The sequence below is a fragment of the Acinetobacter sp. LF10 genome, from assembly GCF_048585715.1.
Lineage (GTDB): Bacteria > Pseudomonadota > Gammaproteobacteria > Pseudomonadales > Moraxellaceae > Acinetobacter.
Genome location: NZ_CP184160.1, coordinates 2666095 through 2690683, shown reverse-complemented (window position 1 = coordinate 2690683; position 24589 = coordinate 2666095). Strand labels below are relative to the sequence as shown.

General features: G+C 40.4%; 17 protein-coding genes, 2 tRNA genes, 3 rRNA genes and 4 pseudogenes. 19 read left to right on the top strand and 7 right to left on the bottom strand.

Going from position 1 to position 24589, the window contains the following annotated elements:
• The first annotated feature begins 95 nt into the window (after window positions 1-95).
• Entirely contained in the window at window positions 96-1082 is a 987-nt protein-coding gene (locus tag ACN19N_RS12960; protein WP_269228814.1) for a malate dehydrogenase, read from the top strand.
• A 158-nt stretch (window positions 1083-1240) separates the two neighbouring features.
• A complete protein-coding gene (locus ACN19N_RS12955; RefSeq protein WP_420001487.1) occupies window positions 1241-1483 on the top strand; it encodes a DUF2789 family protein in 243 nt (80 codons plus the stop codon).
• 25 nt (window positions 1484-1508) lie between these two features.
• On the opposite strand, the gene ACN19N_RS12950 is transcribed toward ACN19N_RS12955, so the two are convergent.
• Window positions 1509-2036 (bottom strand): hypothetical protein, encoded by a 528-nt coding sequence (locus ACN19N_RS12950; RefSeq protein ID WP_420001486.1) that lies wholly within the window; start codon window positions 2034-2036, stop codon window positions 1509-1511.
• A 55-nt stretch (window positions 2037-2091) separates the two neighbouring features.
• Entirely contained in the window at window positions 2092-2712 is a 621-nt protein-coding gene (locus ACN19N_RS12945; protein WP_269228813.1) for a 2OG-Fe(II) oxygenase, read from the bottom strand.
• Between the two features lie 119 nt (window positions 2713-2831).
• Between ACN19N_RS12945 and ACN19N_RS12940 the strand changes: the two genes are divergently transcribed.
• The 15 genes and pseudogenes from ACN19N_RS12940 (at window position 2832) to ACN19N_RS12870 (ending at window position 16744) form a co-directional block, all read left to right on the top strand.
• The gene (locus ACN19N_RS12940) at window positions 2832-3689 is read left to right on the top strand and encodes a 23S rRNA (adenine(2030)-N(6))-methyltransferase RlmJ (RefSeq protein WP_004658904.1); all 858 of its coding nucleotides are present in this window, start codon (window positions 2832-2834) and stop codon (window positions 3687-3689) included.
• A gap of 49 nt (window positions 3690-3738) precedes the next feature.
• Entirely contained in the window at window positions 3739-4572 is an 834-nt protein-coding gene (gene pssA, locus ACN19N_RS12935) for a CDP-diacylglycerol--serine O-phosphatidyltransferase (RefSeq protein WP_420001485.1), read from the top strand.
• A 16-nt stretch (window positions 4573-4588) separates the two neighbouring features.
• A complete protein-coding gene (locus tag ACN19N_RS12930; protein WP_420001484.1) occupies window positions 4589-5650 on the top strand; it encodes a DUF6670 family protein in 1062 nt (353 codons plus the stop codon).
• A 410-nt stretch (window positions 5651-6060) separates the two neighbouring features.
• A 16S ribosomal RNA gene (locus tag ACN19N_RS12925) occupies window positions 6061-7597 on the top strand.
• A 59-nt stretch (window positions 7598-7656) separates the two neighbouring features.
• Window positions 7657-7733, top strand: a tRNA-Ile gene (locus tag ACN19N_RS12920).
• Between the two features lie 36 nt (window positions 7734-7769).
• Window positions 7770-7845, top strand: a tRNA-Ala gene (locus tag ACN19N_RS12915).
• 367 nt (window positions 7846-8212) lie between these two features.
• A 23S ribosomal RNA gene (locus tag ACN19N_RS12910) occupies window positions 8213-11103 on the top strand.
• Window positions 11104-11277: 174 nt separating this feature from the next.
• Window positions 11278-11392, top strand: a 5S ribosomal RNA gene (gene rrf, locus ACN19N_RS12905).
• The 16S, 23S and 5S rRNA genes sit together here with 2 tRNA genes alongside, the layout of an rRNA operon.
• 94 nt (window positions 11393-11486) lie before the next feature.
• Complete coding sequence (locus ACN19N_RS12900; protein WP_269228810.1) at window positions 11487-11879, top strand: DUF2007 domain-containing protein; 393 nt, start codon at window positions 11487-11489, stop codon at window positions 11877-11879.
• A gap of 83 nt (window positions 11880-11962) precedes the next feature.
• Window positions 11963-12345: pseudogene (locus ACN19N_RS12895) on the top strand (hypothetical protein).
• 142 nt (window positions 12346-12487) lie between these two features.
• Window positions 12488-13578 (top strand): IS4-like element ISAba1 family transposase gene (locus ACN19N_RS12890; protein ID WP_100222571.1). Its coding sequence is split into 2 segments (ribosomal slippage): window positions 12488-13028 and window positions 13028-13578, totalling 1092 coding nucleotides; the frame shifts between segments, so codons are not numbered across the junction.
• Between the two features lie 33 nt (window positions 13579-13611).
• Window positions 13612-13953, top strand: a pseudogene (locus ACN19N_RS12885) (GFA family protein).
• A 22-nt stretch (window positions 13954-13975) separates the two neighbouring features.
• Window positions 13976-14538 (top strand): annotated as a pseudogene (locus ACN19N_RS12880) (DUF4256 domain-containing protein).
• Between the two features lie 137 nt (window positions 14539-14675).
• Entirely contained in the window at window positions 14676-15839 is a 1164-nt protein-coding gene (locus tag ACN19N_RS12875) for an acyl-CoA dehydrogenase family protein (protein ID WP_269228809.1), read from the top strand.
• 93 nt (window positions 15840-15932) lie between these two features.
• Window positions 15933-16744: pseudogene (locus ACN19N_RS12870) on the top strand (acyl-CoA dehydrogenase family protein).
• Between the two features lie 55 nt (window positions 16745-16799).
• Here ACN19N_RS12870 and ACN19N_RS12865 read toward each other — a convergent pair.
• From ACN19N_RS12865 to ACN19N_RS12850, 4 genes are all read right to left on the bottom strand, one after another.
• A complete protein-coding gene (locus tag ACN19N_RS12865) occupies window positions 16800-17537 on the bottom strand; it encodes a hypothetical protein (RefSeq protein WP_420001483.1) in 738 nt (245 codons plus the stop codon).
• Window positions 17538-17555: 18 nt separating this feature from the next.
• Window positions 17556-18173: a DUF6915 family protein gene (locus tag ACN19N_RS12860; RefSeq protein ID WP_241340101.1), complete on the bottom strand. Its 618-nt coding sequence runs from the start codon at window positions 18171-18173 to the stop codon at window positions 17556-17558.
• Window positions 18174-18420: 247 nt separating this feature from the next.
• Window positions 18421-18825: a hypothetical protein gene (locus ACN19N_RS12855; RefSeq protein ID WP_004762126.1), complete on the bottom strand. Its 405-nt coding sequence runs from the start codon at window positions 18823-18825 to the stop codon at window positions 18421-18423.
• Between the two features lie 35 nt (window positions 18826-18860).
• A complete protein-coding gene (locus ACN19N_RS12850; protein WP_004664116.1) occupies window positions 18861-19460 on the bottom strand; it encodes a TetR/AcrR family transcriptional regulator in 600 nt (199 codons plus the stop codon).
• 194 nt (window positions 19461-19654) lie between these two features.
• Between ACN19N_RS12850 and ACN19N_RS12845 the strand changes: the two genes are divergently transcribed.
• Complete coding sequence (locus tag ACN19N_RS12845; RefSeq protein ID WP_420001482.1) at window positions 19655-21457, top strand: acyclic terpene utilization AtuA family protein; 1803 nt, start codon at window positions 19655-19657, stop codon at window positions 21455-21457.
• A 64-nt stretch (window positions 21458-21521) separates the two neighbouring features.
• Here ACN19N_RS12845 and ACN19N_RS12840 read toward each other — a convergent pair whose 3' ends face one another.
• Window positions 21522-23489, bottom strand: coding sequence for a DUF2075 domain-containing protein (locus ACN19N_RS12840; protein WP_420001481.1), 1968 nt, complete (start codon window positions 23487-23489; stop codon window positions 21522-21524).
• Between the two features lie 176 nt (window positions 23490-23665).
• Between ACN19N_RS12840 and ACN19N_RS12835 the strand changes: the two genes are divergently transcribed.
• Window positions 23666-24586 carry an SDR family oxidoreductase gene (locus ACN19N_RS12835; protein ID WP_420001480.1) on the top strand — a complete coding sequence of 307 codons (921 nt, stop codon included), beginning with the start codon at window positions 23666-23668 and terminating at the stop codon, window positions 24584-24586.
• The last annotated feature ends 3 nt before the right edge of the window (window positions 24587-24589 follow it).

Sequence of the window (24589 nt, the reverse complement as noted above, 5' to 3'; positions counted from 1 at the left end):
GTTTGCTTTAGAGTACAATATTTGCCGTTTATGATAATTCGATTGAACCACTTTAGCGTTCAATTGTGCAAACGCATCTCATTGGAGAATATCACATGAAGCAACCCGTTCGTGTTGCCGTTACAGGCGCTGCAGGTCAAATTGGTTATAGCTTATTATTCCGTATCGCAAGCGGTGAAATGTTAGGTAAAGATCAACCTGTAATTTTACAATTGCTTGAAGTTCCTTTTGAGAAAGCTCAACAAGCGCTTAAAGGCGTAATGATGGAACTTGATGACTGTGCTTTCCCTTTATTGGCAGGCATGATCGGGACTGATGATCCTAAAGTTGCATTTAAAGATGCTGACTATGCTTTATTAGTTGGTTCACGTCCACGCGGTCCTGGTATGGAACGTGCTGACTTATTAAAAGTAAATGGCGAAATCTTTATTGGTCAAGGTCAAGCACTTAACGAAGTTGCAAGCCGTGATGTTAAAGTATTGGTTGTAGGTAACCCTGCAAATACAAATGCTTATATTGCAATGAAATCTGCTCCAGATCTTCCAGCGAAAAACTTTACAGCAATGTTACGTCTTGACCACAACCGTGCGTTAACTCAACTTGCTCAAAAAGCGGGTGTTGCTGTTTCTGATATCGAAACAATGACCGTTTGGGGTAACCACTCTCCAACAATGTATGCTGACTACCGTTTTGCAACTGCAAATGGCGAAAGCTTAAAAGACAAAATCAACGATGCAGAATGGAATAAAGATGTATTCCTTCCTACAGTTGGTAAACGTGGTGCTGCGATCATCGAAGCGCGTGGTTTGTCTTCTGCTGCTTCTGCTGCAAATGCTGCAATCGACCATATGCGTGATTGGGCATTAGGTACAAATGGTCAATGGGTAACTATGGGTATTCCTTCTGACGGTTCTTATGGTATTCCAGAAGGCGTTATGTTTGGTTTCCCTGTAACAACTGAAAACGGTGAATACAAAATCGTTCAAGGTTTAGAAATCGACGAGTTCAGCCGTGAGCGTATCAACTTCACGTTAAATGAACTTGAAGAAGAACGTGCTGCAATTGCAGACATGTTGAACTAATTTATCAGTTTGATAGATTGAAAAAGCACCTTTCATAAGGTGCTTTTTTTATGCTAAGAACACACAAAAAACAACAAGAAAATATAGGCATCTTTCTGTATGTTAGCAGTATTACTGTTAAATTATTTCTATTAAGTAACTTGTCTTGGAGAATAATAATGTTTGAACAACAACCGACATTGGAGCTTTTATTTGAACAATTAGGGCTTGGGGCAGATGATGCTGCAATTGAAAGTTTTGTGAAAACGCATCAGCTTAGTGCTGATCAGAAATTGCATGAAGCTGAGTTCTGGAGCGCGGGTCAGCGAGATTTTCTAAAAAGTCATTGGGGCAAAGATGATGAATGGGCCATTGTGATTGATGAACTGAATCAACAGTTGCATGTAGACAGTACCAAGTAATGATTCAATAAAAATAAAGCTCACATCAGTGAGCTTTATTGCGTAATAGGGTACTAAACCATTCTTCTTTGCGGACTTCACCAAAAGCAGGATGAAGCTGCAATAACTCTAAATCATGTTCTAAGCAAGATACGTATTTCGTTAGCCAATACCGTGTTAATGCTGGTTCTTGCTTCGCAGCTGAAGCGTAAGCCAAGAAGAAATAAATCTCTAGGTGTTCTGTATATGCCAAAGGTTTAAGAATTTGCTGTGTAATTAAAGCAAAACGCTGCTCTTTAGTGAGCTCGAAGTAAATCATATATGCTTTAGCTAAACATAAAGACAAATTCAAATACAAGCTTAATGGCATTTCGTCGTATTCAATTCGTGCTTGTTCCAACAGTACGATTGCTTCCTGTAAGAAGTGTAATTGTTCCTGACGTACATGGCTGAGTACGACCAGCTGTAAACGCAGGTCAGCACGCTCTAAAGCAAGTTCAGGACGGTTGTTCTCTAAAAAGAGTTGGTCAGTTTCACCAATTCGTGCAATGACTTGTTTCGTCTCATTTGACATGTATTGATCCAGAATCATCAGTTATGCCTAGTTATATAAGGCTGTTTTCAGGAATTTAAAGGGCTTGGCCCTGATTCCAGATTGAGCCTCCACTGCGTAACCATGCAGTAATCGATAGACGTTGTTGTTTAGAAAGCAGAACTTCGTGCAATAAGTCACTTTGGAAAATTGCAAGGCGGTTTGATATTGGTTGAATAATATGCCACTGATCTTTTTTGTCCTGTAAGCGTAATTGTCCACCCCAATCTTCCTGCCAATCTTTATGTAGATAAAAAACGGTCGAAATCATTCGGTCATTTTTTTGTTGAGGATTATCACGATGTAAAGCATAAAATTCACCCGCGTTGTAGCAGGCAAAATGTGCTTCTACTTCTTTAATCCCAAGATAAAACGCCTGATTTAACGCTTGTGAGAACTCTTCTAAAGCTTGGATATGCTGTTGGGCAATCGGTAACTGACCATCAATCCATAGAATATGGTCACTACGGATATGACTGACAACGCCGTTTTGTACTCCTGCTGCTCTGAATTCAGCAAGATGGGTGCTACATTCTTGTACTAGAGATTCCACATATTCAGCCGAGTAGACATCATCAATTAGAGCAAAACCAAATTCATTTAAATCATCTAAAATTTGATTTAAGTTCCATGAACTTGTGAAAGAGGTTTGTTGCATAGAACTCCAGTTCATTAATAAGTTGATTACAGTGCAATTTTAGATGATCACATCAACGCTAAAGAATACTTTTTTCTTTCATGTTAAACTATCCTTTGAATTGAGGAATAATTGTCAACATGAATTACCGTCACCATTTCCATGCGGGTAACTTTGCCGATGTTATGAAGCATGTACTTTTGCTTCAACTGCTCGCTCGTTTAAATGCTAAAGATAAACCTTATCGATATATCGATACCCATGGTGGTGCAGGTAAATATGATTTATCTACGTCTGAAGCACAAAAATCAGGTGAGTTTTTAACGGGTATCCACCGTTTGGTCAAGCTTGATGATTCGATTAAACGTAATGCACCTGAAGGCATAAAACAATATCTTAAAATTGTTGAAGATATGCGTGCAGGTTCAGGTAAAGGCGCTTATCCAGGTTCACCTTGGTTTGCGCTTGAAGGCATGCGTGATATTGATAAAGCAACTATATTTGAAATGCAGCGTGATGTGTTTCAACAATTGTATTTTAATATTCGCGATAAACGTGCAGGCTTGCATGAGCGTGATTTTTATGAAGGTCTGATGGGTGTTATTCCGCCTAAAGAAAAACGTGGATTGGTCATGATTGACCCACCATACGAAATCGAGCGTAAAGATTTTCCGCAATTGGTTGAAATACTTCAAGCCGCTCATAAAAAATGGCCGACGGGTGTATTTGCAGTGTGGTATCCAATCAAAGATCGCGCCATGATTGAACGTTTTGAAAAGAAAATGTTCAAAACAGGAATTCGTCGCCAATTAATTTGTGAAATTTGTGTTTGGCCTGATGACACGCCAGTTGGCTTGAATGGTTGTGGTCTACTTGTGATTAACCCGCCTTGGAAATTCTCTGAAGATGCAGACCAAGCCTTACAATGGCTATTTCCGCATTTACGTATGAGTGAAAATGGTGGTCATGCCGCTGTGCGTTGGTTGGTGGGTGAATAACCCATCTCGCCACTAAAGAAGTCAAAATATTCTCGAGGAATTGAAAATAATGACAAATTCTCTTAAACCTGATGCTGATTTAAATAAAGAAGATCATTCTTTTGATGGCATCACCTTTGAAGTAGAAGAAGAAGAACAAACGCATGAAGGGCAAAAAGTAAAACGCCGTGGTATTTATTTATGGCCTAATCTTATTACTACAGCAGCATTACTTTCTGGTTTTTACTCCATTATTGCGAGTATGAATGGCAATTTTAATCAGGCGATTTACGCAATCTTTTTAGCTGCATTACTTGATGGATTAGATGGTCGAGTTGCACGCGCAATCGGTGCACAAAGTGCATTTGGTGAGCAGTATGATTCACTTTCTGACTTATTAGCTTTTGGTGTTGCACCAGCGATTCTGATGTATAGCTGGAGTTTACATGACCTTGGACGTATCGGTTTAGCCTGCTGTTTTATTTATACCGCGTGTGCTGCATTTCGTTTAGCACGTTTCAATGTACAAATTGGTGTGGTGGATAAGCGTTACTTTATTGGAATTGCGAGCCCATTAGCTGCTGTTACTGTGATTTCAGTGGTGTGGGTCGGTCGTGATTTCCCATTTGTTTTTGATTTAAAAGATATTGTGATTCAAGTAATCAACTCCGTTGTGATGGTTGGTGTTGGTTTACTTATGATTTCAAATATCAAATACTATTCATTTAAACAAATGGATCGTAAACGTGTACCTTTTGTTGTGATGCTACCTGTGGTCTTGATTTTTGCCGCAATCACGTACAACATTCCAGTAGGAATCTTGATTGTATGCATTATTTATGTACTTTCAGGCTTTGTAACGACTTTATTTGCAAAAAAGAATGAAGCAAAAATAATAACTTAGAAAAGAGAGGTTCAGTATGCCAATATTGATGAATAACAATCAATTAAAGCGGCTGAACCTCAATAAGTCAGAAGCTTTAACATTTTATCCGCCAAAAGGCTTATTTAAAATTGTTTATCAAGCTTTAATTCTGCCGAATTTACCTGAGCCCTTTCATTACTTAAATTTTATTAGTCTAATCGGTCAACCTCGCATTCCGATTTGTTATAACGCCAGTGCTATTACTACGACGGCAATTGATACTGCGACAGTTTTGGTCAGTAGTAGTGTATCAACTGTTGGGCATCTCAAAAGTTATAGTGCCAAAGAGCATTGTCAATTAGAACAAGACCGTTATCAGTTTTTAGATGTAGATCAAATCCAAGTTGATTTCCCAAATTATTATTTTAAGCGTGATGATGAGGAGCTCAGTTGTCAACTCAAAGTGAATATTGGTTCTGAAATAGAAAATCATTCAGCTTTACAATGGGGAGTTGGCGATTATTGGTATGTGCGTTGCCAATGTGAAGGGGAAATCACCTATAAAAAACAAAAGTATCAAATTGAAGCACAGGGTATTTTAAAACATGCTAGAGCCATTTATTTGCCTTTTATAGCTTTCCATTTTTTTACCTATCAAATCATTCAGATTAATGCAGATTTGCAAATTATTTTGTCCGAACTCAGAAATCAGTGGAATAGCATTATTTTTTCTCGCATTGAAATTCAGTCGAATGAACAGCAATCTCGACTTTATGATGATGAAGTCATTTTTGATGTCAGCCGTGTTTATCCAAAAGTTCAGACACCTAATGGTCGTGATATGTATTTACCTAGGGAATTCATTTGGCAATATTCAGAAAAGGATGCGGTTGTCTTTCAACTAACAGCACAAAGTCGAGGTGATTATAAATTTGGTTTGGCAGCAGGTTATGTGGGCAGCTTTCACTATCAACTCTTCTGGAACAATGAACGTTATGAGGGCACTGGATACTGTGAATATATCGATTGCAGACCTCTACACTGGCAAGAAAAAAATAAAACTGAGCAAATAATCGACCAAATCGCACATTTTCAGCCTTATTTGTGTAAAAAATGATCGGTTGATGCGATAAGTGAAATAAATTTTCTAAAAGTGCTTGCACCTGATGTGAAATGCTGTAGAATGCACATCCATCGGCGGTGATGCAGATAAAAACTTGTTGAGAAACAAGGATTTGGCTAGAAGGGTTGGATTCTTGGGTTGATTGATAGGTTTTAAAAATATCGAAATTACCTGTTGACTTTAGTTTAGATTAGAGTAACATAGCCGACCTAGCTTGATGATGACGAATCATCGAGAAGATCATTAAGAGAATAGAAGAACAACTTGTGTGGATTTTTACTGGTTGATCAATCGAAAATATTTCATTGATTGAATGGTAGAAATTTCTCGAAGTTTATTTGAGCGAATTTTTAGTCAGAAAATTGATGAGCCAAGATTTGTAGCCATAAGCTACTAATGATTTTAAACTGAAGAGTTTGATCATGGCTCAGATTGAACGCTGGCGGCAGGCTTAACACATGCAAGTCGAGCGGAGATGAGGTGCTTGCACCTTATCTTAGCGGCGGACGGGTGAGTAATGCTTAGGAATCTGCCATTTAGTGGGGGACAACATTCCGAAAGGAATGCTAATACCGCATACGTCCTACGGGAGAAAGCAGGGGATCTTCGGACCTTGCGCTAAATGATGAGCCTAAGTCGGATTAGCTAGTTGGTGGGGTAAAGGCCTACCAAGGCGACGATCTGTAGCGGGTCTGAGAGGATGATCCGCCACACTGGGACTGAGACACGGCCCAGACTCCTACGGGAGGCAGCAGTGGGGAATATTGGACAATGGGCGGAAGCCTGATCCAGCCATGCCGCGTGTGTGAAGAAGGCCTTTTGGTTGTAAAGCACTTTAAGCGAGGAGGAGGCTACTAGTATTAATACTACTGGATAGTGGACGTTACTCGCAGAATAAGCACCGGCTAACTCTGTGCCAGCAGCCGCGGTAATACAGAGGGTGCGAGCGTTAATCGGATTTACTGGGCGTAAAGCGTGCGTAGGCGGCTGATTAAGTCGGATGTGAAATCCCTGAGCTTAACTTAGGAATTGCATTCGATACTGGTCAGCTAGAGTATGGGAGAGGATGGTAGAATTCCAGGTGTAGCGGTGAAATGCGTAGAGATCTGGAGGAATACCGATGGCGAAGGCAGCCATCTGGCCTAATACTGACGCTGAGGTACGAAAGCATGGGGAGCAAACAGGATTAGATACCCTGGTAGTCCATGCCGTAAACGATGTCTACTAGCCGTTGGGGCCTTTGAGGCTTTAGTGGCGCAGCTAACGCGATAAGTAGACCGCCTGGGGAGTACGGTCGCAAGACTAAAACTCAAATGAATTGACGGGGGCCCGCACAAGCGGTGGAGCATGTGGTTTAATTCGATGCAACGCGAAGAACCTTACCTGGCCTTGACATACTAGAAACTTTCCAGAGATGGATTGGTGCCTTCGGGAATCTAGATACAGGTGCTGCATGGCTGTCGTCAGCTCGTGTCGTGAGATGTTGGGTTAAGTCCCGCAACGAGCGCAACCCTTTTCCTTACTTGCCAGCATTTCGGATGGGAACTTTAAGGATACTGCCAGTGACAAACTGGAGGAAGGCGGGGACGACGTCAAGTCATCATGGCCCTTACGGCCAGGGCTACACACGTGCTACAATGGTCGGTACAAAGGGTTGCTACCTAGCGATAGGATGCTAATCTCAAAAAGCCGATCGTAGTCCGGATTGGAGTCTGCAACTCGACTCCATGAAGTCGGAATCGCTAGTAATCGCGGATCAGAATGCCGCGGTGAATACGTTCCCGGGCCTTGTACACACCGCCCGTCACACCATGGGAGTTTGTTGCACCAGAAGTAGGTAGTCTAACCGCAAGGAGGACGCTTACCACGGTGTGGCCGATGACTGGGGTGAAGTCGTAACAAGGTAGCCGTAGGGGAACCTGCGGCTGGATCACCTCCTTAACGAAAGATTGACGATCGGTAAGAATCCACAACAAGTTGTTCTTCGAAGATGTATCTGAGGGTCTGTAGCTCAGTTGGTTAGAGCACACGCTTGATAAGCGTGGGGTCACAAGTTCAAGTCTTGTCAGACCCACCAAATCTGAAAGATATATCGTTCATTAAGTGATAAGCTGGGGACTTAGCTTAGTTGGTAGAGCGCCTGCTTTGCACGCAGGAGGTCAGGAGTTCGACTCTCCTAGTCTCCACCATGTACTTTACAGAGTACAAGCTAAGAAGATTATAGAGTTTAGTGAATACAGTCTAATTTGACTGGTTTATTAATCTCTGTGATTTATCACAGTTTACTGCAAGCTGACGAGGCTGTAGTTAATCATTAACAGATTAGAATTTGAGTCTGAAATAAATTGTTCAAACTCGATTAAATAGGAAGATAACAAGTAATTGTTAAATTAATATTTAATCTGAGAACTAGCAAAAACACTGAATCAAGCGTTTTGGTATATGAATTTAGATTGAAGCTGTATGGTGATTAAGTTCACAGACAACGAATAGTAGCAATTAAGTTTGCAACGCTAACACTGACTTGTATGTGTTAACGACTGTTTGGGGTTGTATAGTCAAGTAATTAAGTGCATGTGGTGGATGCCTTGGCAGTCAGAGGCGATGAAAGACGTAATAGCCTGCGATAAGCTCCGGGGAGGCGGCAAATATCCTTTGATCCGGAGATTTCTGAATGGGGGAACCCACCCGCTATAAGGCGGGTATCATAAGCTGAATACATAGGCTTATGAAGCGAACGAGGGGAAGTGAAACATCTCAGTACCCTTAGGAAAAGAAATCAATTGAGATTCCCTTAGTAGCGGCGAGCGAACGGGGAGCAGCCCATTAAGTTGTGTGTGTTTTAGTGGAACGCTCTGGGAAGTGCGAACGTAGAGGGTGATATTCCCGTACACGAAAGGGCACACACAATGATGACGAGTAGGGCGAGGCACGTGAAACCTTGTCTGAATATGGGGGGACCATCCTCCAAGGCTAAATACTCCTGACTGACCGATAGTGAACCAGTACCGTGAGGGAAAGGCGAAAAGAACCCCTGTGAGGGGAGTGAAATAGATCCTGAAACCGCATGCATACAAGCAGTGGGAGCCGACTAGTTCGGTGACTGCGTACCTTTTGTATAATGGGTCAGCGACTTATATTCAGTAGCAAGGTTAACCGAATAGGGGAGCCGTAGAGAAATCGAGTCTTAATAGGGCGTTTAGTTGCTGGGTATAGACCCGAAACCAGGCGATCTATCCATGAGCAGGTTGAAGGTTGGGTAACACTAACTGGAGGACCGAACCCACTGTCGTTGAAAAGCCAGGGGATGACTTGTGGATAGGGGTGAAAGGCTAATCAAGCCTGGTGATAGCTGGTTCTCCCCGAAAGCTATTTAGGTAGCGCCTCGGACGAATACCATTGGGGGTAGAGCACTGTTTCGGCTAGGGGGTCATCCCGACTTACCAAACCGATGCAAACTCCGAATACCAATGAGTACTATCCGGGAGACAGACTGCGGGTGCTAACGTCCGTAGTCAAGAGGAAAACAATCCAGACCGCCAGCTAAGGCCCCAAAATCATAGTTAAGTGGGAAACGATGTGGGAAGGCATAGACAGCTAGGAGGTTGGCTTAGAAGCAGCCACCCTTTAAAGAAAGCGTAATAGCTCACTAGTCGAGTCGGCCTGCGCGGAAGATGTAACGGGGCTAAAACTATGTGCCGAAGCTGCGGATTTGACATTAGTCAAGTGGTAGGGGAGCGTTCTGTAAGCCGATGAAGGTGTATTGAGAAGTATGCTGGAGGTATCAGAAGTGCGAATGCTGACGTGAGTAACGACAAAACGGGTGAAAAACCCGTTCGCTGAAAGACCAAGGGTTCCAGTCCAACGTTAATCGGGGCTGGGTGAGTCGACCCCTAAGGCGAGGCCGAGAGGCGTAGTCGATGGGAAATTGGTTAATATTCCAATACTTCTGTGTAATGCGATGAGAGGACGGAGAAGGTTAAGTCAGCCTGGCGTTGGTTGTCCAGGTGGAAGGTTGTAGGCATGTATCTTAGGCAAATCCGGGGTACTCTATGCTGAGAACTGATAGCAAGCTGTACTTGTACAGTGAAGTGGCTGATACCATGCTTCCAGGAAAAGTCTCTAAGCTTCAGTTACACAGGAATCGTACCCGAAACCGACACAGGTGGTCAGGTCGAGTAGACCAAAGCGCTTGAGAGAACTCTGCTGAAGGAACTAGGCAAAATGGTACCGTAACTTCGGGAGAAGGTACGCTGCTGACGGTGATGGGACTTGCTCCCTGAGCTATTGGCAGCCACAGAAACCAGGCCGCTGCAACTGTTTATTAAAAACATAGCACTCTGCAAACACGAAAGTGGACGTATAGGGTGTGATGCCTGCCCGGTGCTGGAAGGTTAATTGATGGGGTTAGCGTAAGCGAAGCTCTTGATCGAAGCCCCAGTAAACGGCGGCCGTAACTATAACGGTCCTAAGGTAGCGAAATTCCTTGTCGGGTAAGTTCCGACCTGCACGAATGGCATAATGATGGCGGCGCTGTCTCCAGCAGAGGCTCAGTGAAATCGAAATCGCTGTGAAGATGCAGTGTACCCGCGGCTAGACGGAAAGACCCCGTGAACCTTTACTGCAGCTTGACATTGAACTTTGACCTTACTTGTGTAGGATAGGTGGGAGGCTTTGAAGTTGGAACGCTAGTTCCAATGGAGCCGTCCTTGAAATACCACCCTGGTAATGTTGAGGTTCTAACTCTGCCCCGTAATCCGGGGCGAGGACCATGTCTGGTGGGTAGTTTGACTGGGGCGGTCTCCTCCTAAAGAGTAACGGAGGAGTACGAAGGTGCGCTCAGCGTGGTCGGAAATCACGCGTAGAGTATAAAGGCAAAAGCGCGCTTAACTGCGAGACCCACAAGTCGAGCAGGTACGAAAGTAGGTCTTAGTGATCCGGTGGTTCTGTATGGAAGGGCCATCGCTCAACGGATAAAAGGTACTCTGGGGATAACAGGCTGATACCGCCCAAGAGTTCATATCGACGGCGGTGTTTGGCACCTCGATGTCGGCTCATCTCATCCTGGGGCTGAAGCAGGTCCCAAGGGTATGGCTGTTCGCCATTTAAAGAGGTACGCGAGCTGGGTTTAGAACGTCGTGAGACAGTTCGGTCCCTATCTACCGTGGGCGCTGGAAATTTGAGAGGATCTGCTCCTAGTACGAGAGGACCAGAGTGGACGAACCTCTGGTGTACCGGTTGTGACGCCAGTCGCATCGCCGGGTAGCTATGTTCGGAAGGGATAACCGCTGAAAGCATCTAAGCGGGAAGCCTACCTCAAGATAAGATTTCCCTAGGAATTTATTCCTCTAAAGAGCCGTTCGAGACTAGGACGTTGATAGGTTGGGTGTGGAAGCACGGTGACGTGTGAAGCTGACCAATACTAATTGCTCGTGAGGCTTGACTATACAACACCCAAACAGTTGTTGTATTCAAGATAAATTCAATACATAACTTGATTTAGTGTGAAAACTAGTTAAAATGCTGAACACAAAGTTAGACTCAATATCTAATCCGTTAATAACTCATTTGGAAAAAGCCTTGGCATAGATAAGACCAAAGCAAGTATCCATAAACAGTTTGCTGGCGACAATAGCAAGAGTGAACCACCTGATCCCTTCCCGAACTCAGAAGTGAAACCTCTTAGCGCTGATGGTAGTGTGGCGTTTGCCATGTGAGAGTAAGTCATCGCCAGCTTTTAAATAATAAACACCCCTTAACCTGACGGTTGAGGGGTGTTTTTTATCATCCAGAGTTTTATATACTGGTCTTTATTTAAGAACTTTCTGATATGACTTGGATCGTAGTACAAAGCTTTTCATTTCCATATGAAGCTCAAATTGCTAAAACTCAGTTAGAAGCAGCTGAAATTCCAGCACGTATTGAAAATGAACATACTATTAATATGGATTGGCTTTACTCCAATGCTTTAGGTGGTGTTCGACTGTTAGTTCCTGAAAGCTATGCAGAAGAGGCTAAAGCATTACTGGCTCAAGATTTTAGCCAAGAAGTAGAACAACAATTTGGAGCAAGTGAAAGCTGTCCTAAGTGTGGCAGTACCGATATACAACCTTATACAGAAAGTAAACGCCCCGCTTATGTGGTTTTCCTATTGTTGAGTTTTCCGCTCTTTTCTTATAAAAATGGAATGAAGTGTCGGCAGTGCCAGCATTTCTGGAGTTAATGTCGTATAGCAAATCAGCAAGATGTTTTAAATCACCAATGATCTGTATATGCTCAAATTAAAATAAAAAGAGCATTGAAGTTATAAATATTCAGAAAAATATTTTATGGGTAGATTGCACTGCGGCTGCATTTGCTGGGCTGATTGTATTGCTTGCTGCACCATGGTTAAGTCAACTTTATCATTTACTCAAAGGGTTTATTTTTTTGTGGGTTGCGTGAATCTCTTATACGCATGTTATTCATTTACACTCGCCAATTATAAAAAACGCGCACTGTTCCTCATCAATATTTTGGTGATTGCAAATAGCATCTGGCTCTTGGCTTGTCTGGTTATGCTTTGGCGATTCTGGCAGGAAATGACAATCTTTGCAGTGATCCATATTGCTGGAGAGGCTGTCTTTGTTGGTGCTTTAGCTCGATTGGAATATAAATGGCGGCATCAACTTACATTTTCGTATTGCTAAAGAAATAACTAAATTAAGTGGACATCATTTAACCAGCTTTGTTTAATACAGTAGAACATTATAAAAAGGACCTCTGTACACGACAAAAATAGATAACTCATTGAAATAATGTCACAATAATTGTTTTCTAACGACGAATACTATGACACATCTCAATGAGTTATATCTTATCTTAAACAAATCTCTAAAATGGAACAAGTCACATTTAAAGTGCTTTGCGCTCATCATGCTTGTGATCATTTTAAAGCAAACATGTAATCTTTCTTCTGCATCTAAAGCCTTGCCCATCAAGTGCTTACCACAATCATTTTATCGACGTATGCAGCGCTTCTTTGCAGGTCAGTATTTTGATTATCGTCAAATTTCTCAGTTGATTTTCAATATGTTTTCATTCGACCAAGTGCAACTGACTTTAGATAGAACCAATTGGAAATGGGGAAAACGAAATATTAATATCCTGATGCTCGCAATCGTTTATCGTGGAATAGCGATACCTATCCTTTGGACATTGCTTAATAAACGTGGAAATTCAGATACGAAAGAGCGTATTGCTTTGATTCAACGCTTTATAGCCATTTTTGGTAAAGACCGTATTGTGAATGTGTTCGCAGACAGAGAGTTTATCGGTGAGCAGTGGTTTACATGGTTAATTGAACAAGACATCAACTTCTGCATTCGTGTTAAAAAAACTTCATTGTCACCAATCATTTAGGAAAGAATCATAAAATTAGTGATTTATTTCGCCATCTTAAAGTTGGTCAAATTGAATGTCGTAAACGACGGATTTTGGTTGGTCGGGTGAAACTATATATAAGTGCACTACAGTTAGAAAATGGAGAGCTTTTACTCGTCGTTTCTCCTCAGTTTAATGCCAATGCTATTCAGGATTATGCATTACGCTGGGAAATTGAAACCTTATTCAGTTGTCTCAAAGGACGCGGGTTTAATCTTGAAAATACGCGCTTGACAGACCCTAGACGAGTGAAAAAATTGATTGCGGTGTTAGCTATAAGCTTCTGTTGGTGTTACTTAACGGGTGAATGGCAACATAATCAAAAAAAAGCGATAATAATAAAGAAGCATGGACGACTCTCAATGAGTTTATTTCGCTATGGTTTAGACTATGTTCAAATGGCGATTCAGCGTTTAATTGGTTTTGGGAAAAAAGAAGAGTTTAAGGAAATTTTGGCAATTTTAAGAAAGCAGAATCCTGATAGGATAAGGGTTCTGTGAAATTTGTCGTGTACAAAGAAAAAGGACAATAAGATGGAATATAAAGGAAGTTGTCATTGTGGAAAAATCACTTTTGTTGCACAAGGTGATTTGACTGAAGCAATGTCGTGTAACTGCTCGATCTGCCAAAGAAAAGGTTCTTTATTGTGGTTCTTACCGACAGATAAAATTGATATCTCAGTTCAAGAAGATATTTTAACTCGTTACCAATTTAATAAGCATGTGATCGACCATCATTTTTGTAAGATCTACAATATCCATCCTTATGCAACTGGTATTGACCCAAAAGCCAATTAGATGTATGCCATTAATATCAGATGTATCAAAGATTTAGAAAGTATTAAAATTAATCATTTTGATGGTCGTTCGGTTTAACGCTTAAATTTAGAGAATAAAAATGACCAAGAAAAAGCAATTAAATGCTGAACAGATGATGGTGTTGTTCGAGATCCTAAAAAACGTTTTGAAGAAAATATGTATCGGCATCAAGCTTTAAATTGGGTGGATATTGAAGATCAGTTGAAACAGAAACCTCAAAAGCTATGGGGGTTGAATCAAATGGAAGAGACAGGCAGAGAGCTAGATATCGTTTCGTTTGACTCAAAATTATCAGAAATTGTCTTTTATGATTGTGCTGTAGAAACACCAAAAGGGCGTAGAAGCCTTTGTTATGATCGTGCTGCTTTGGATGCACGTAAAGAACATAAGCCAGAAAACAATGCAGTTGAGGTTACAGAGACAATAGGAATTGAATTGCTAACAGAAGAGCAATATAAACAATTACAGTCTGTTGAATATTTTGATTTAAAGACTTCGAGTTGGGTGAAAACGCCAGATGATATTCGGGAAAAAGGAGGAGCTATTTTTTGTGATTGTTGTTATGGACAAGTTTTTACTTACCACAATGGTGCACAGTCTTATTATGCGACTCGTGGTTTTCGTGGCCGACTAAAAATATAATTTTGTATTTTATATCAAGCTTTTAAAATTTTTTAATTTTAAATTATGCCAAGCGCTTGCTTGGTTTTTATGGTTTTGATACCTTAGTTCTCACTAAATACTCGAAAACAATGATCAATAATTACTAGGAAGTAAGCATGCTACTCAATCCTTTATATTACACTGAGCAACATTTAGCCTTTGCTGAGAGTGTTAGGCGCTTTACTGAAAAGGAAATTAGTCCTTTTATCAATGAATGGGACGAAGCGGAAACCTTTCCTCGTGAGCTTTATAAAAAGGCAGCTGATATAGGCTTGCTCGGTGTTGGCTTCGATGAAAATTATGGTGGTATTGCGGGAACGGATGCATTTTATACTTTACTTGCCTCTGTTGAATTAGCGAAGTGTGCGTCAGGTGGATTGGCGGCATCATTGCTTTCACATACGATTGGGACACCACCAATTCAGCATTTTGCTCAAGAAGAAGTAAAAGCTGAAGTATTACCAAAAATTTTATCTGGAGAGAAAATCTCAGCATTGGCAATTACTGAACCGAGTGGAGGTTCTGATGTAGCAGCTTTAAAAACCAAAGCGGTTCGGGATGGTGACGATTATATTGTCAGTGGTGAAAAGACCTTTATTACATCGGGTATTCGTGCGGATTACTATTCTGTTGCAGTAAGAACTGATCCCGATGCGAAGGGTGCTAATGGTATTTCAATGCTGTTGATTGATGCGCATAGTGAAGGCATTACAAAATCAAAGCTAGATAAAATGGGTTGGTGGGCATCGGATACAGCGCATTTGCACTTTGATGATGTACGAGTGCCAGCCAAAAATTTACTTGGTGCCGAAAATATGGGTTTCTTCGTCATCATGAACAACTTTAACATGGAGCGATTTTTTCTTGCAGCCAGTAGCTATGGTTATGCGTTGGTTTGCTATGAGGAGGCTTTGGATTGGGCAAAGCAGAGACAAACATTTGGTAAGCGTTTGATTGATCATCAAGTTGTTCGTCATAAGCTAGTAGATATGGCGACACGTTTAACTTCAACTCGTGCGTTATTGGAAGATACAGCCTATCGTTTAGGAAAACCAGAATTGCAGGGTAATGAACTGATTGCTCAGATTTGTATGCTCAAGAATGTGGCTACACAAACCATGCAATTCTGTGCTGATGCCGCAGTGCAGACTCTAGGAGGGATGGGCTTTATGCGTGGTACAAAATCTGAACGTATCTATCGTGAAGTGAAAGTGAACATGATTGGTGGTGGTGCAGAGGAAATTATGAAAGACCTTGCCAGCCGCCAACTCGGTTATTAAGCGAAATTTTAAGGCTTTAGATCATTATGAGATTGGTCTAAAGCTGTATTTATAAAAGAACAATTAGTTAAATAATAATTTAGGAAAAATAGCATGGATGGTTTATCACTTAACCCGATTTATTACACATCTGAACATCGGGCTTTTGCAGACAGTGTCAAACGTTTTGTAGAGAAAGAAATTTCACCTTATGTGAATGAATGGGATGAAGCAGGATCATTTCCACGAGAACTTTATCAAAAGGCTGCAAATATCGGTTTAATGGGCTTAGGTTATGATGCTGAACATGGTGGTATTCCTGATGCAGACGCATTTTATGTCATGTTGGCAGCAATTGAGATGGCAAAAGCTGGATCTGGTGGCGTACATATTTCGCTTATGATTCATAGTATTGGAACACCACCCATTCATCATTTTGCTCGACCTGAGATTCGTGATGAAGTTATGCCGCGGATTATTGCAGGTGAAAAAATCTCAGCCTTGGCAATTACAGAGCCTAGTGGCGGTTCTGATGTAGCTGCAATTAAAACCAAAGCAGTTCGAGAAGGAGATCATTATATTTTGAATGGTGAAAAGACCTTTATTACCTCAGGGATTCGTGCTGATTATTATACGGTTGCTGTAAAGACGGATCAGAATGCCCAAGGTGCCAAAGGGATTTCTATGTTATTGGTCGATGCGCATAGCAAGGGGCAGACCTCATTGCACAAATTTCGATGTCAAAAAATGTAGCGACACGTACCATGCAATTTTGTGCGGATGCTGCTGTGCAAACTTTGGGTGGAATGGGTTTTATGCGTGGAACCAAGTCCGAACGAATTTATCGTGAAGTGAAAGTGAATATGATTGGCGGTGGTGCTGAAGAAATCATGAAGGATTTGATTAGTAAGCAGTTAGGCTATTAATACCTTCATGGCGAATAAAAAGTGCGGTTAATTTCCGCACTTTTTATTTTCAAATTTATTCGAGTTCAGCTAATTCTTCTAAAGAGATTTGGCGGATTTCAAATATAGGTTGTTTCAAAAATGAGTTCAAAGTTTTTATATCGATAAATTTTATATTATCTAGGGCAATACCCTCAATGCTGTCTTTTTCAGCATCGTAACGAATATCTGGAGTTTGTTCGATAAATTGTTTGAATAACAGTGGACTATCGCTTAATTCTGCAAGTGGTTTGTCCATCAAAGCTTCAAACTCATAGTCCATCGCATAAATATTGGACTCCCAAGAAACATCACCAAAGTTTTCATCTTGACTTGAAATGATGCTACCAGTTTCATAGCCACTAAAATAGTCTTCTTCAGAGTTGATCCAAAGCACATAGCAGGGTTGTGATGCATCAACTTCCAATAATTGGTACCAGACAATACCTGAGATTTTAGCAAATTCAAAAGCATCATCTTCATTCAATTTAGGAATTTCACCATCATCTATATTAAAAGTTTTTCCTGTTTTTTCTAAAATTAAAGCTTCAAGTTTTTCGTAGATTTCATCATCTGCTTCACCGTTGCCAATATCATAGTTACATAATTCATCATAGTATAAGCCTTCAACGACTAATGATTTGTATGCCTTTTCAGCTTCAGCTTTATCTGTATAAATCTGCTTGATCGCCCCAGTTGAAACACAATTGGTCAGATGCCATTCATCATTATATGCAAAGTCATTTTGACGAATCACGTATTGGATATTGCTCATTTTTATTTCCCCTTAAAATTAAGCGATTTTCATTTTTAAGTCTTGTAGTTTGGCTGCACTTGGCGGGACGGCCATCCCATTGTCCATCCAGAGTTCAAAACGCATTGGATTGAAAAAAAAGTCTGGACTAATATCAAAATCAATAAATTTAGCTTCGCTTTTTCCCATCATGGGAAGAATGGTATTGATAAACCAACTATTGTGAGTGATCAGTAAAGATTTTAGTTGTCCTGTCACTGATAATGGAGAGAGTAGTGTTGCTGATAGCTTTGGGTCATCAATCACATCTGAATGGAATTTTTCGAGGCGTTTAGCCAGTCCATCAGTCGGAATATCCTGCATTGCAGCAACGAAGTCTCCTATCGTTGGAATAAAGCGGTGATGGAAATCCACTAACAGATGATCCTTTTCACAAAGGTCTTTAACTTCAATGCTATTTCCCGCACTATTTTCAAAGTGATGTCCAAAAATCGGAATGATCACCTCTTGAACGCCCCAAAAAGTATGCAGGATACGATGGCGATTGTCGGTACAGAGCATTTTAGTGCTGTCGATGAGCGCATGAATATCAATATAATCTTCAAGCTCGCCCCCGCGACGTTTCACCGAAATATTGGCATGTTGGACTGGATTCATTTTAATGATTCTTATAATCGTTTCATGTTTAGCAGAATAGCAGTTTTTAATTTGAACGAGAATAGATGAAAATGGTTAGGCGTTAAGTTGTGTCGTTTGTTTTATTAAAGTAAAAGTCATCATTTAACTGAATTATTTTAACCATGTATTGCTGATAGTTTGAATATATAAGTGGCGGTAGCGCTGAAGAAATTATCAAAGACTTGATTAGTAAACAGTCTGGTTACAGATATTTATATTTGGGAGACTATCTTATTAACTCAATCCAATAGTTTCCTTTCCCTTCTGGATGAACTGCTATATACCAAAGTGATGAATCTTTAGCATATACGAAAATTTGAAACCCCTGATCCTGCATTTCCTTTTTTGTACCATGATTTACAGTACTTATTTTAATTGGAATTGCACCTTGATCGCTAAAATACTTTAGGTCTGTTGGTGAAAAAGTAAAAGAGCCGTTACCTTTATTCAAGTCTAGATCATTTGTTTCAACAATATTTTTTGTACTGGGCGGTAAAATTGGAGGTAACCAACCGCGTTCAAAAGCATGTTCAACTTTCGCATGCCGCAAATCTGTAAATTTGGTTGTAACGATATCATCTGTACAACCGAGTATTAGGCTGGAAAGTAAGATTATAAATGTTCGTTGCATATATTTTGCTCAAAAATATAAGAGGAAATTATTCATTATTTCAGTGCCATCTCCCAAACCATTTCAGTCAGTTCATCAACTTTGACTTTACCATCTGGGTTATACCACGTGACCGACCAAGAAATAGAACCACCAACTAATCGACGCCAAATAAATGCATCATGTTTAACTTTTCCTTGAGCACGTAATTTTTCAATCACATTCAGCCAAACTTGCTCATATTCATTACGCATCTTTAAAAGATAGTCTTGCTTCTCTTTAGATAGGGCAAACCATTCATGGACTAATACGGCCATTGCTGCACCTGTATCCCCAGTAATCGAAATCAGTTCAGCTTTGATTAAATCACGTAATTGTTGTTCTGGCTCATTTGAACGTTCGGCTGCTTCTTTTAAGCGGGCAAAGTTATAAATAATGGTTTGTTCCATGACAGTCGCTAAAATGTCATCTTTGCTTTTGAAATGATGGAAAAGACTACCTGACTGAATACCAATAAATTCACCAAGTTGTCGAACCGTGGTTTTGTCATAACCTTGTTTATAAAATAGATAAGCAGCACCCAGCAATAAACGCCCACGTGGACTATCGTCAAAACATACAATTTTAGGTATTTGCTCAATTGAAGTTGCGATCATGCCAGTCCGTCTATCCTATTAAATTTGGTGAGCATTGTAACAAAATTCATTTCATGAATTGTCTTATCTTTTTATAACAAGCATTTGCTTGATTTTTTCTGTTTTTGTCAATACAGCATATCATTATGCACTTTACAAACCAAGCACTTGCTTGGTAATGTTGGAGCAACTTAGAAATAAAAATGAGAAAACTCATGACAAGTGTCAAGCAGGATGATCAGAAGCTAATCAAAATTGGGTGTGCATCAGGTTTCTGGGGGGATACCAACACAGCCGCTTTTCAGTTGGTGCATCTGAGTGATATTGATTATTTAGTCTTTGATTATTTGTCAGAAATTACTATGTCGATCATGGCAAAGGCAATGATGACCGATCCAGATCATGGTTATGCTTTAGATTTTGTTAGCCGTGTGATGTCGCCACTGATTAAGAAAATTGCTGAGAAAAAAATCAAAGTCATTAGTAATGCTGGGGGTGTTAATCCTCTCGCTTGTCGTGATGCTTTACAAAAAATCATTGATGAAAAAGGATTAGATTTAAAAGTTGCTGTGGTACTTGGGGATGATGTATTACCTCAACATGCTGAGTTACTGAAACAAAATGTTCAGGAAATGTTTAATGGTGAGGCTTTACCACATCATGTAGCCAGCAGTAATGCCTATTTAGGGGCGGTTGCGATCCGTGATGCCTTGGATTTAGGTGCGGATATTGTGATTACAGGTCGAGTGGTTGATTCGGCTGTGGTACTTGCACCATTACTGCATGAATATAAATGGTCACTCGATGATTATGATAAGTTGGCTCAAGGCTCATTGGCAGGGCATGTGATTGAATGTGGTGCTCAATGTACAGGCGGTAATTTTACGGATTGGCGCTTAGTACAGGGCTTTGACAATATGGGTTTCCCAATCGTGGAAGTCAGTGCGGATTCTTCTTTCATCGTGACTAAACCACAAGGTACAGGTGGTTTGGTTTCAACAGCAACAGTCGCAGAACAAATTGTTTATGAGATTGGTAATCCTCAAGCTTATTTACTTCCTGATGTGACGGCTGATTTTAGTCAAGTTCATTTAGAGCAAGTCGGTGAAGATCGAGTAAAAGTGATAGGTGCAAAAGGTCGTGCACCAACGCAGCAATACAAAGTCAGCGCCACTTATGCCGATGGTTATCGTGTTTTAGTCAGTTTCTTGATCGCAGGTCGAGAAGCACCAGAGAAAGCACAAACCATTGCCAATGCCATTATCAATAAATGTGAGCGTGTATTGGCTTTACGTTCTGTTCCTCCATTTAGTGAAAAATCAATTGAAATTCTGGGTATCGAAAGTACTTATGGCCCGCATGCCAGAGTGAAAGATAGTCGTGAGGTGGTCGTCAAAATTGCTGTGAAACATATGTTTAAAGAAGCTTGTATGTTCTTTGCCTCGGAAATTGCACAAGCCTCCACAGGTATGGCACCTGCATTGGCGGGGATTGTTGGTGGTCGTCCTAAAGCTTCGGCAGTAGTGAAGCTTTTCTCTTTCCTTATTGATAAAGATCAAATCAAGGTTGAGGTCGATTTTGCAGGGCAACGTCATGCTGTTGAGATTCCAACTGGCTTAACTCCACAAGATATTAACCTGCATTCAGTGGGTGAAGTTGCAATCTATCAAGGTGATGAAATTGAAGTGCCTTTGATCGAGGTGGCACATGCGCGCAGTGGCGACAAAGGCAATCACAGTAATATCGGGGTGATTGCCCGAAAGACTGAGTATTTACCTTGGATTCGAGCAGCATTAACTGAGAAAAATGTTGCTGATTATATGCAGCATGTACTTGATCCAGACAAATCAAAAGTCATTCGTTATGAACTGCCAGCCATGCATGCACTGAACTTTATGCTTGAAAATGCATTAGGTGGTGGTGGGATTGCCAGTCTGCGGATTGATCCACAAGGTAAGGCATTTGCACAGCAATTATTGGATATGCCAGTGAAGGTACCTAGAAAACTAATAGTTTGATCACATTCGCTTAGCCTACATTTTCGCTTGCATGAGACACTGCAAGCGAAATCAGTATGTCTTTTTATAGTATGTCTAGTCCACAAGAAATGAGATAGTTATAGATTGAGTCATAGTGTTTTTGAGGTCTTGTAGGGTCTGTTCCATCTACAGCCGGAATAAAAATAATCATACCTTGTCGGGCTCGGGTTAATAGCACTCTATAAGCATTAAGAAGATAACTTTTCGTAGCATCTTTCTTAATGTTTTGCCACTTTGAGCCTTTAAAGTTTTGAAATTGCCAACCTTCATCATAATAAAGATTAATATCCCAAGTTACGCAAGTATAGTCGATTTCAAGCCCTTGGATATCGAACTCAGTTGCAATATCCTCTAAGTAATAAGAGGATCGAGTATCATCCTGATGATTTAGAAACCAATCAGTTGGAGATATATCATTCTTAACATAGATGCCTTCTGCTTTTAGTCTTTTAGCGCCTGAACTTGCGATAAGCCCAATTCGCTCAGTACCTCTAGCTTGATTTCTTAACCAGGTTTTTGCCTTGGCTAAGTCTCTAGTGACTTTAACTGGATAATTATGTTTAATTTCTTGATAAATTTTAGAAGCTTGATCATTTTGATTATCTAAAATAGATTGGATTAATGACGCAACTTTTTCACTTCGAAATGAGCGGATAGATGTCGATAAATGTAGATCACTTCTTTGATGCCCGTGTTCTCTGACCCAATTTGATAAATCTAAATCATTTAGGTAGGTATTTGGTTCAGCCAAAATCTTATCGGAGTAATAAATATTCCAAGCTTGATATTTTGTTTTTAGCGACTTGATCCACTCTGAGACACCAGCTTCACCAGTATTAATTTCTTGACCACCGCCGATTAAACATATAATTGTGCACCAATCATCATGTCGATTCATCACACTGATTAAATATTCGGGTTCAGACATATCAAAGTTTGGGATTCCTTTTTTCTGCTGCATGAACTTAGAGACCTGTTCTTTCTGCCAAGCTCTTTGTGCTTCATCGAAAACAACAACTTTTTCAATCGGGGCATTATCTGTTCTTAAATTATCATCTCTAAAATGATGAATATTTTGAATAAAAGCTTTTGCTTTCCGTTCAGCCTCTGTACGTGAAATTTTCTGGCCCCTTATTTTAGCAGATTCTACAGAGTCCCTGGTTAGAGCTTCTCTCAACACATCTACTAACGGACCATTGCCAGATAAAAATACTGAATGTTCTGATTCATCTGCTTTAAGTCGCTCATTCGCGATATTTAGACCCGCAAGAGTTTTCCCAGCCCCGGGAACACCTGTCAAAAAGCAGATTGATTTTTTATGTTGGGTTTTAGAGTCTTCGATAATTTTATTTATTAAATGAGAGGTATTGGCTAGGTTAATTGTACCTGCATCATTCCTGGAAATTTCTTTGACACTATGGCCTTTGTATAAGGCTTGAGCAGCTTCAATAATCGTTGGTGTCGGCTTATAAACGCTATTTTCCCAACTATGAATATCTAAGCTTTCCGTAGTTTTTGCTTGGTCTAAAATTTGAAGCAATATCTCTTTGAAATTTTCTTTATTACATAAAATGCAAGTTGTCAGGTTCAATGAATCATTGATATTAGAGGGTTTACTTGGAGCATTTGTAGCAATAAGAATGGGGACAATCGTTTTATTATAGCTGCCTTCATGAAAATTCTGTAAGTCGAGGCAATAGTCGATTGTTTGATTCTGAGCATAGTTTGAATAACTTCTGTCACCTACTTTGAACTCGATTACGAAAATCAAATTATTAATAATTAAAATGTTATCTACTCGTTTTCCCATTCTGGGGATAGAAAACTCGAAATATAAATGTCCACAAACATCATTAAGCTCTTGTTGTAGAAATTCAATTTGTTCTAGCCAAGCATTTTTCTGCAAATCTTCTAAATCATGTTGATGATGGCGTGCCAGTTGTCCAAAAATTGTATTTTTATTTTCGTTTAAAAAAGAATCTATCGAACTTTGATAATAACTTGTATTCATTGTGAGTTTTTAAATTTTAAAAATCTTAGATTGAACAATATCTTAGCATCAAAAATAATCAATTACTTAAAATACTACGACTTCTACGCTAAGTCACAATATGTACTTTACAAACCAAGCACTTGCTTGGTAGTGTATAGGCATTCAAAAATAATACATGAATGGATCTTATCAAAATGGCTTACCAATCAATTTTCAGGGCAGATGCATTTACTGACAAAGTGATTATCGTGACAGGCGGAGGTTCGGGTATTGGCCGTTGTACCGCACACGAATTGGCTTCTTTAGGCGCTCAGGTGGTGATCACTGGCCGCAAAATTGAAAAGTTAGAAAAAGTTAGCCAAGAAATTTTAGAAGATGGTGGCAAAGTCCATTTCATCGTCTGTGATAACCGTGATGAAGAACAAGTCAAAAACATGATTGCTGAAGTGATTGAAAAGTTCAGCAAACTGGATGGTTTAGTGAATAACGCAGGGGGGCAATTTCCATCTGCACTTGAAAGTATTTCTGCCAATGGCTTTGATGCTGTAGTACGTAATAACCTGCATTCAACTTTTTACCTGATGCGTGAAGCCTATAATCAATGGATGGCAAAACACGGCGGTAGTATTGTCAATATGGCTGCCGATATGTGGGGCGGTATGCCAGGAATGGGGCATTCTGGTGCAGCACGTTCAGGTGTGGATAACCTGACTAAAACCGCTTCAGTTGAGTGGGGGCGTTCAGGCGTTCGGGTCAATTGTGTCGCACCGGGTTGGATTATTTCTTCTGGTATGGATAACTACAGTGGTGACTTTGCCAAATTTATTATTCCAAGTTTGGCAGGTAATGTGCCCTTAAAACGGATGGGGACAGAGTCGGAAATTTCTTCAGCGATTTGTTATTTACTCTCTGATGCTGCTGCATTTGTTTCTGGAGTGACATTAAGAGTTGATGGCGCTGCTTCTCAAGGAACACGAATGTATCCGCTAGCAGATGCAACGAATAGCCAGTCTTTTAATGGCTTCCATCGTGCATTTATTCCCGATGTACTCAAAGATCAGATTGAAAAAGCAGAGCAACAATCTGCCCAAGCGCAAGATGCAAATAAGGATTAAATC

Bases quoted from the DNA above. Each gene is read 5' to 3' on its own strand.
- ACN19N_RS12945 (WP_269228813.1), bottom strand. From the start codon at position 2,712: ATGCAACAAACCTCTTTCACAAGTTCATGGAACTTAAATCAAATTTTA.
- ACN19N_RS12860 (WP_241340101.1), bottom strand. From the start codon at position 18,173: ATGAATCCAGTCCAACATGCCAATATTTCGGTGAAACGTCGCGGGGGC.
- ACN19N_RS12940 (WP_004658904.1), top strand. From the start codon at position 2,832: ATGAATTACCGTCACCATTTCCATGCGGGTAACTTTGCCGATGTTATG.
- ACN19N_RS12960 (WP_269228814.1), top strand. From the start codon at position 96: ATGAAGCAACCCGTTCGTGTTGCCGTTACAGGCGCTGCAGGTCAAATT.
- ACN19N_RS12850 (WP_004664116.1), bottom strand. From the start codon at position 19,460: ATGATCGCAACTTCAATTGAGCAAATACCTAAAATTGTATGTTTTGAC.
- ACN19N_RS12865 (WP_420001483.1), bottom strand. From the start codon at position 17,537: ATGAGCAATATCCAATACGTGATTCGTCAAAATGACTTTGCATATAAT.
- ACN19N_RS12950 (WP_420001486.1), bottom strand. From the start codon at position 2,036: ATGTCAAATGAGACGAAACAAGTCATTGCACGAATTGGTGAAACTGAC.
- ACN19N_RS12930 (WP_420001484.1), top strand. From the start codon at position 4,589: ATGCCAATATTGATGAATAACAATCAATTAAAGCGGCTGAACCTCAAT.
- ACN19N_RS12955 (WP_420001487.1), top strand. From the start codon at position 1,241: ATGTTTGAACAACAACCGACATTGGAGCTTTTATTTGAACAATTAGGG.
- ACN19N_RS12900 (WP_269228810.1), top strand. From the start codon at position 11,487: ATGACTTGGATCGTAGTACAAAGCTTTTCATTTCCATATGAAGCTCAA.
- pssA (WP_420001485.1), top strand. From the start codon at position 3,739: ATGACAAATTCTCTTAAACCTGATGCTGATTTAAATAAAGAAGATCAT.
- ACN19N_RS12835 (WP_420001480.1), top strand. From the start codon at position 23,666: ATGGCTTACCAATCAATTTTCAGGGCAGATGCATTTACTGACAAAGTG.
- ACN19N_RS12875 (WP_269228809.1), top strand. From the start codon at position 14,676: ATGCTACTCAATCCTTTATATTACACTGAGCAACATTTAGCCTTTGCT.
- ACN19N_RS12855 (WP_004762126.1), bottom strand. From the start codon at position 18,825: ATGCAACGAACATTTATAATCTTACTTTCCAGCCTAATACTCGGTTGT.
- ACN19N_RS12845 (WP_420001482.1), top strand. From the start codon at position 19,655: ATGACAAGTGTCAAGCAGGATGATCAGAAGCTAATCAAAATTGGGTGT.
- ACN19N_RS12840 (WP_420001481.1), bottom strand. From the start codon at position 23,489: ATGAATACAAGTTATTATCAAAGTTCGATAGATTCTTTTTTAAACGAA.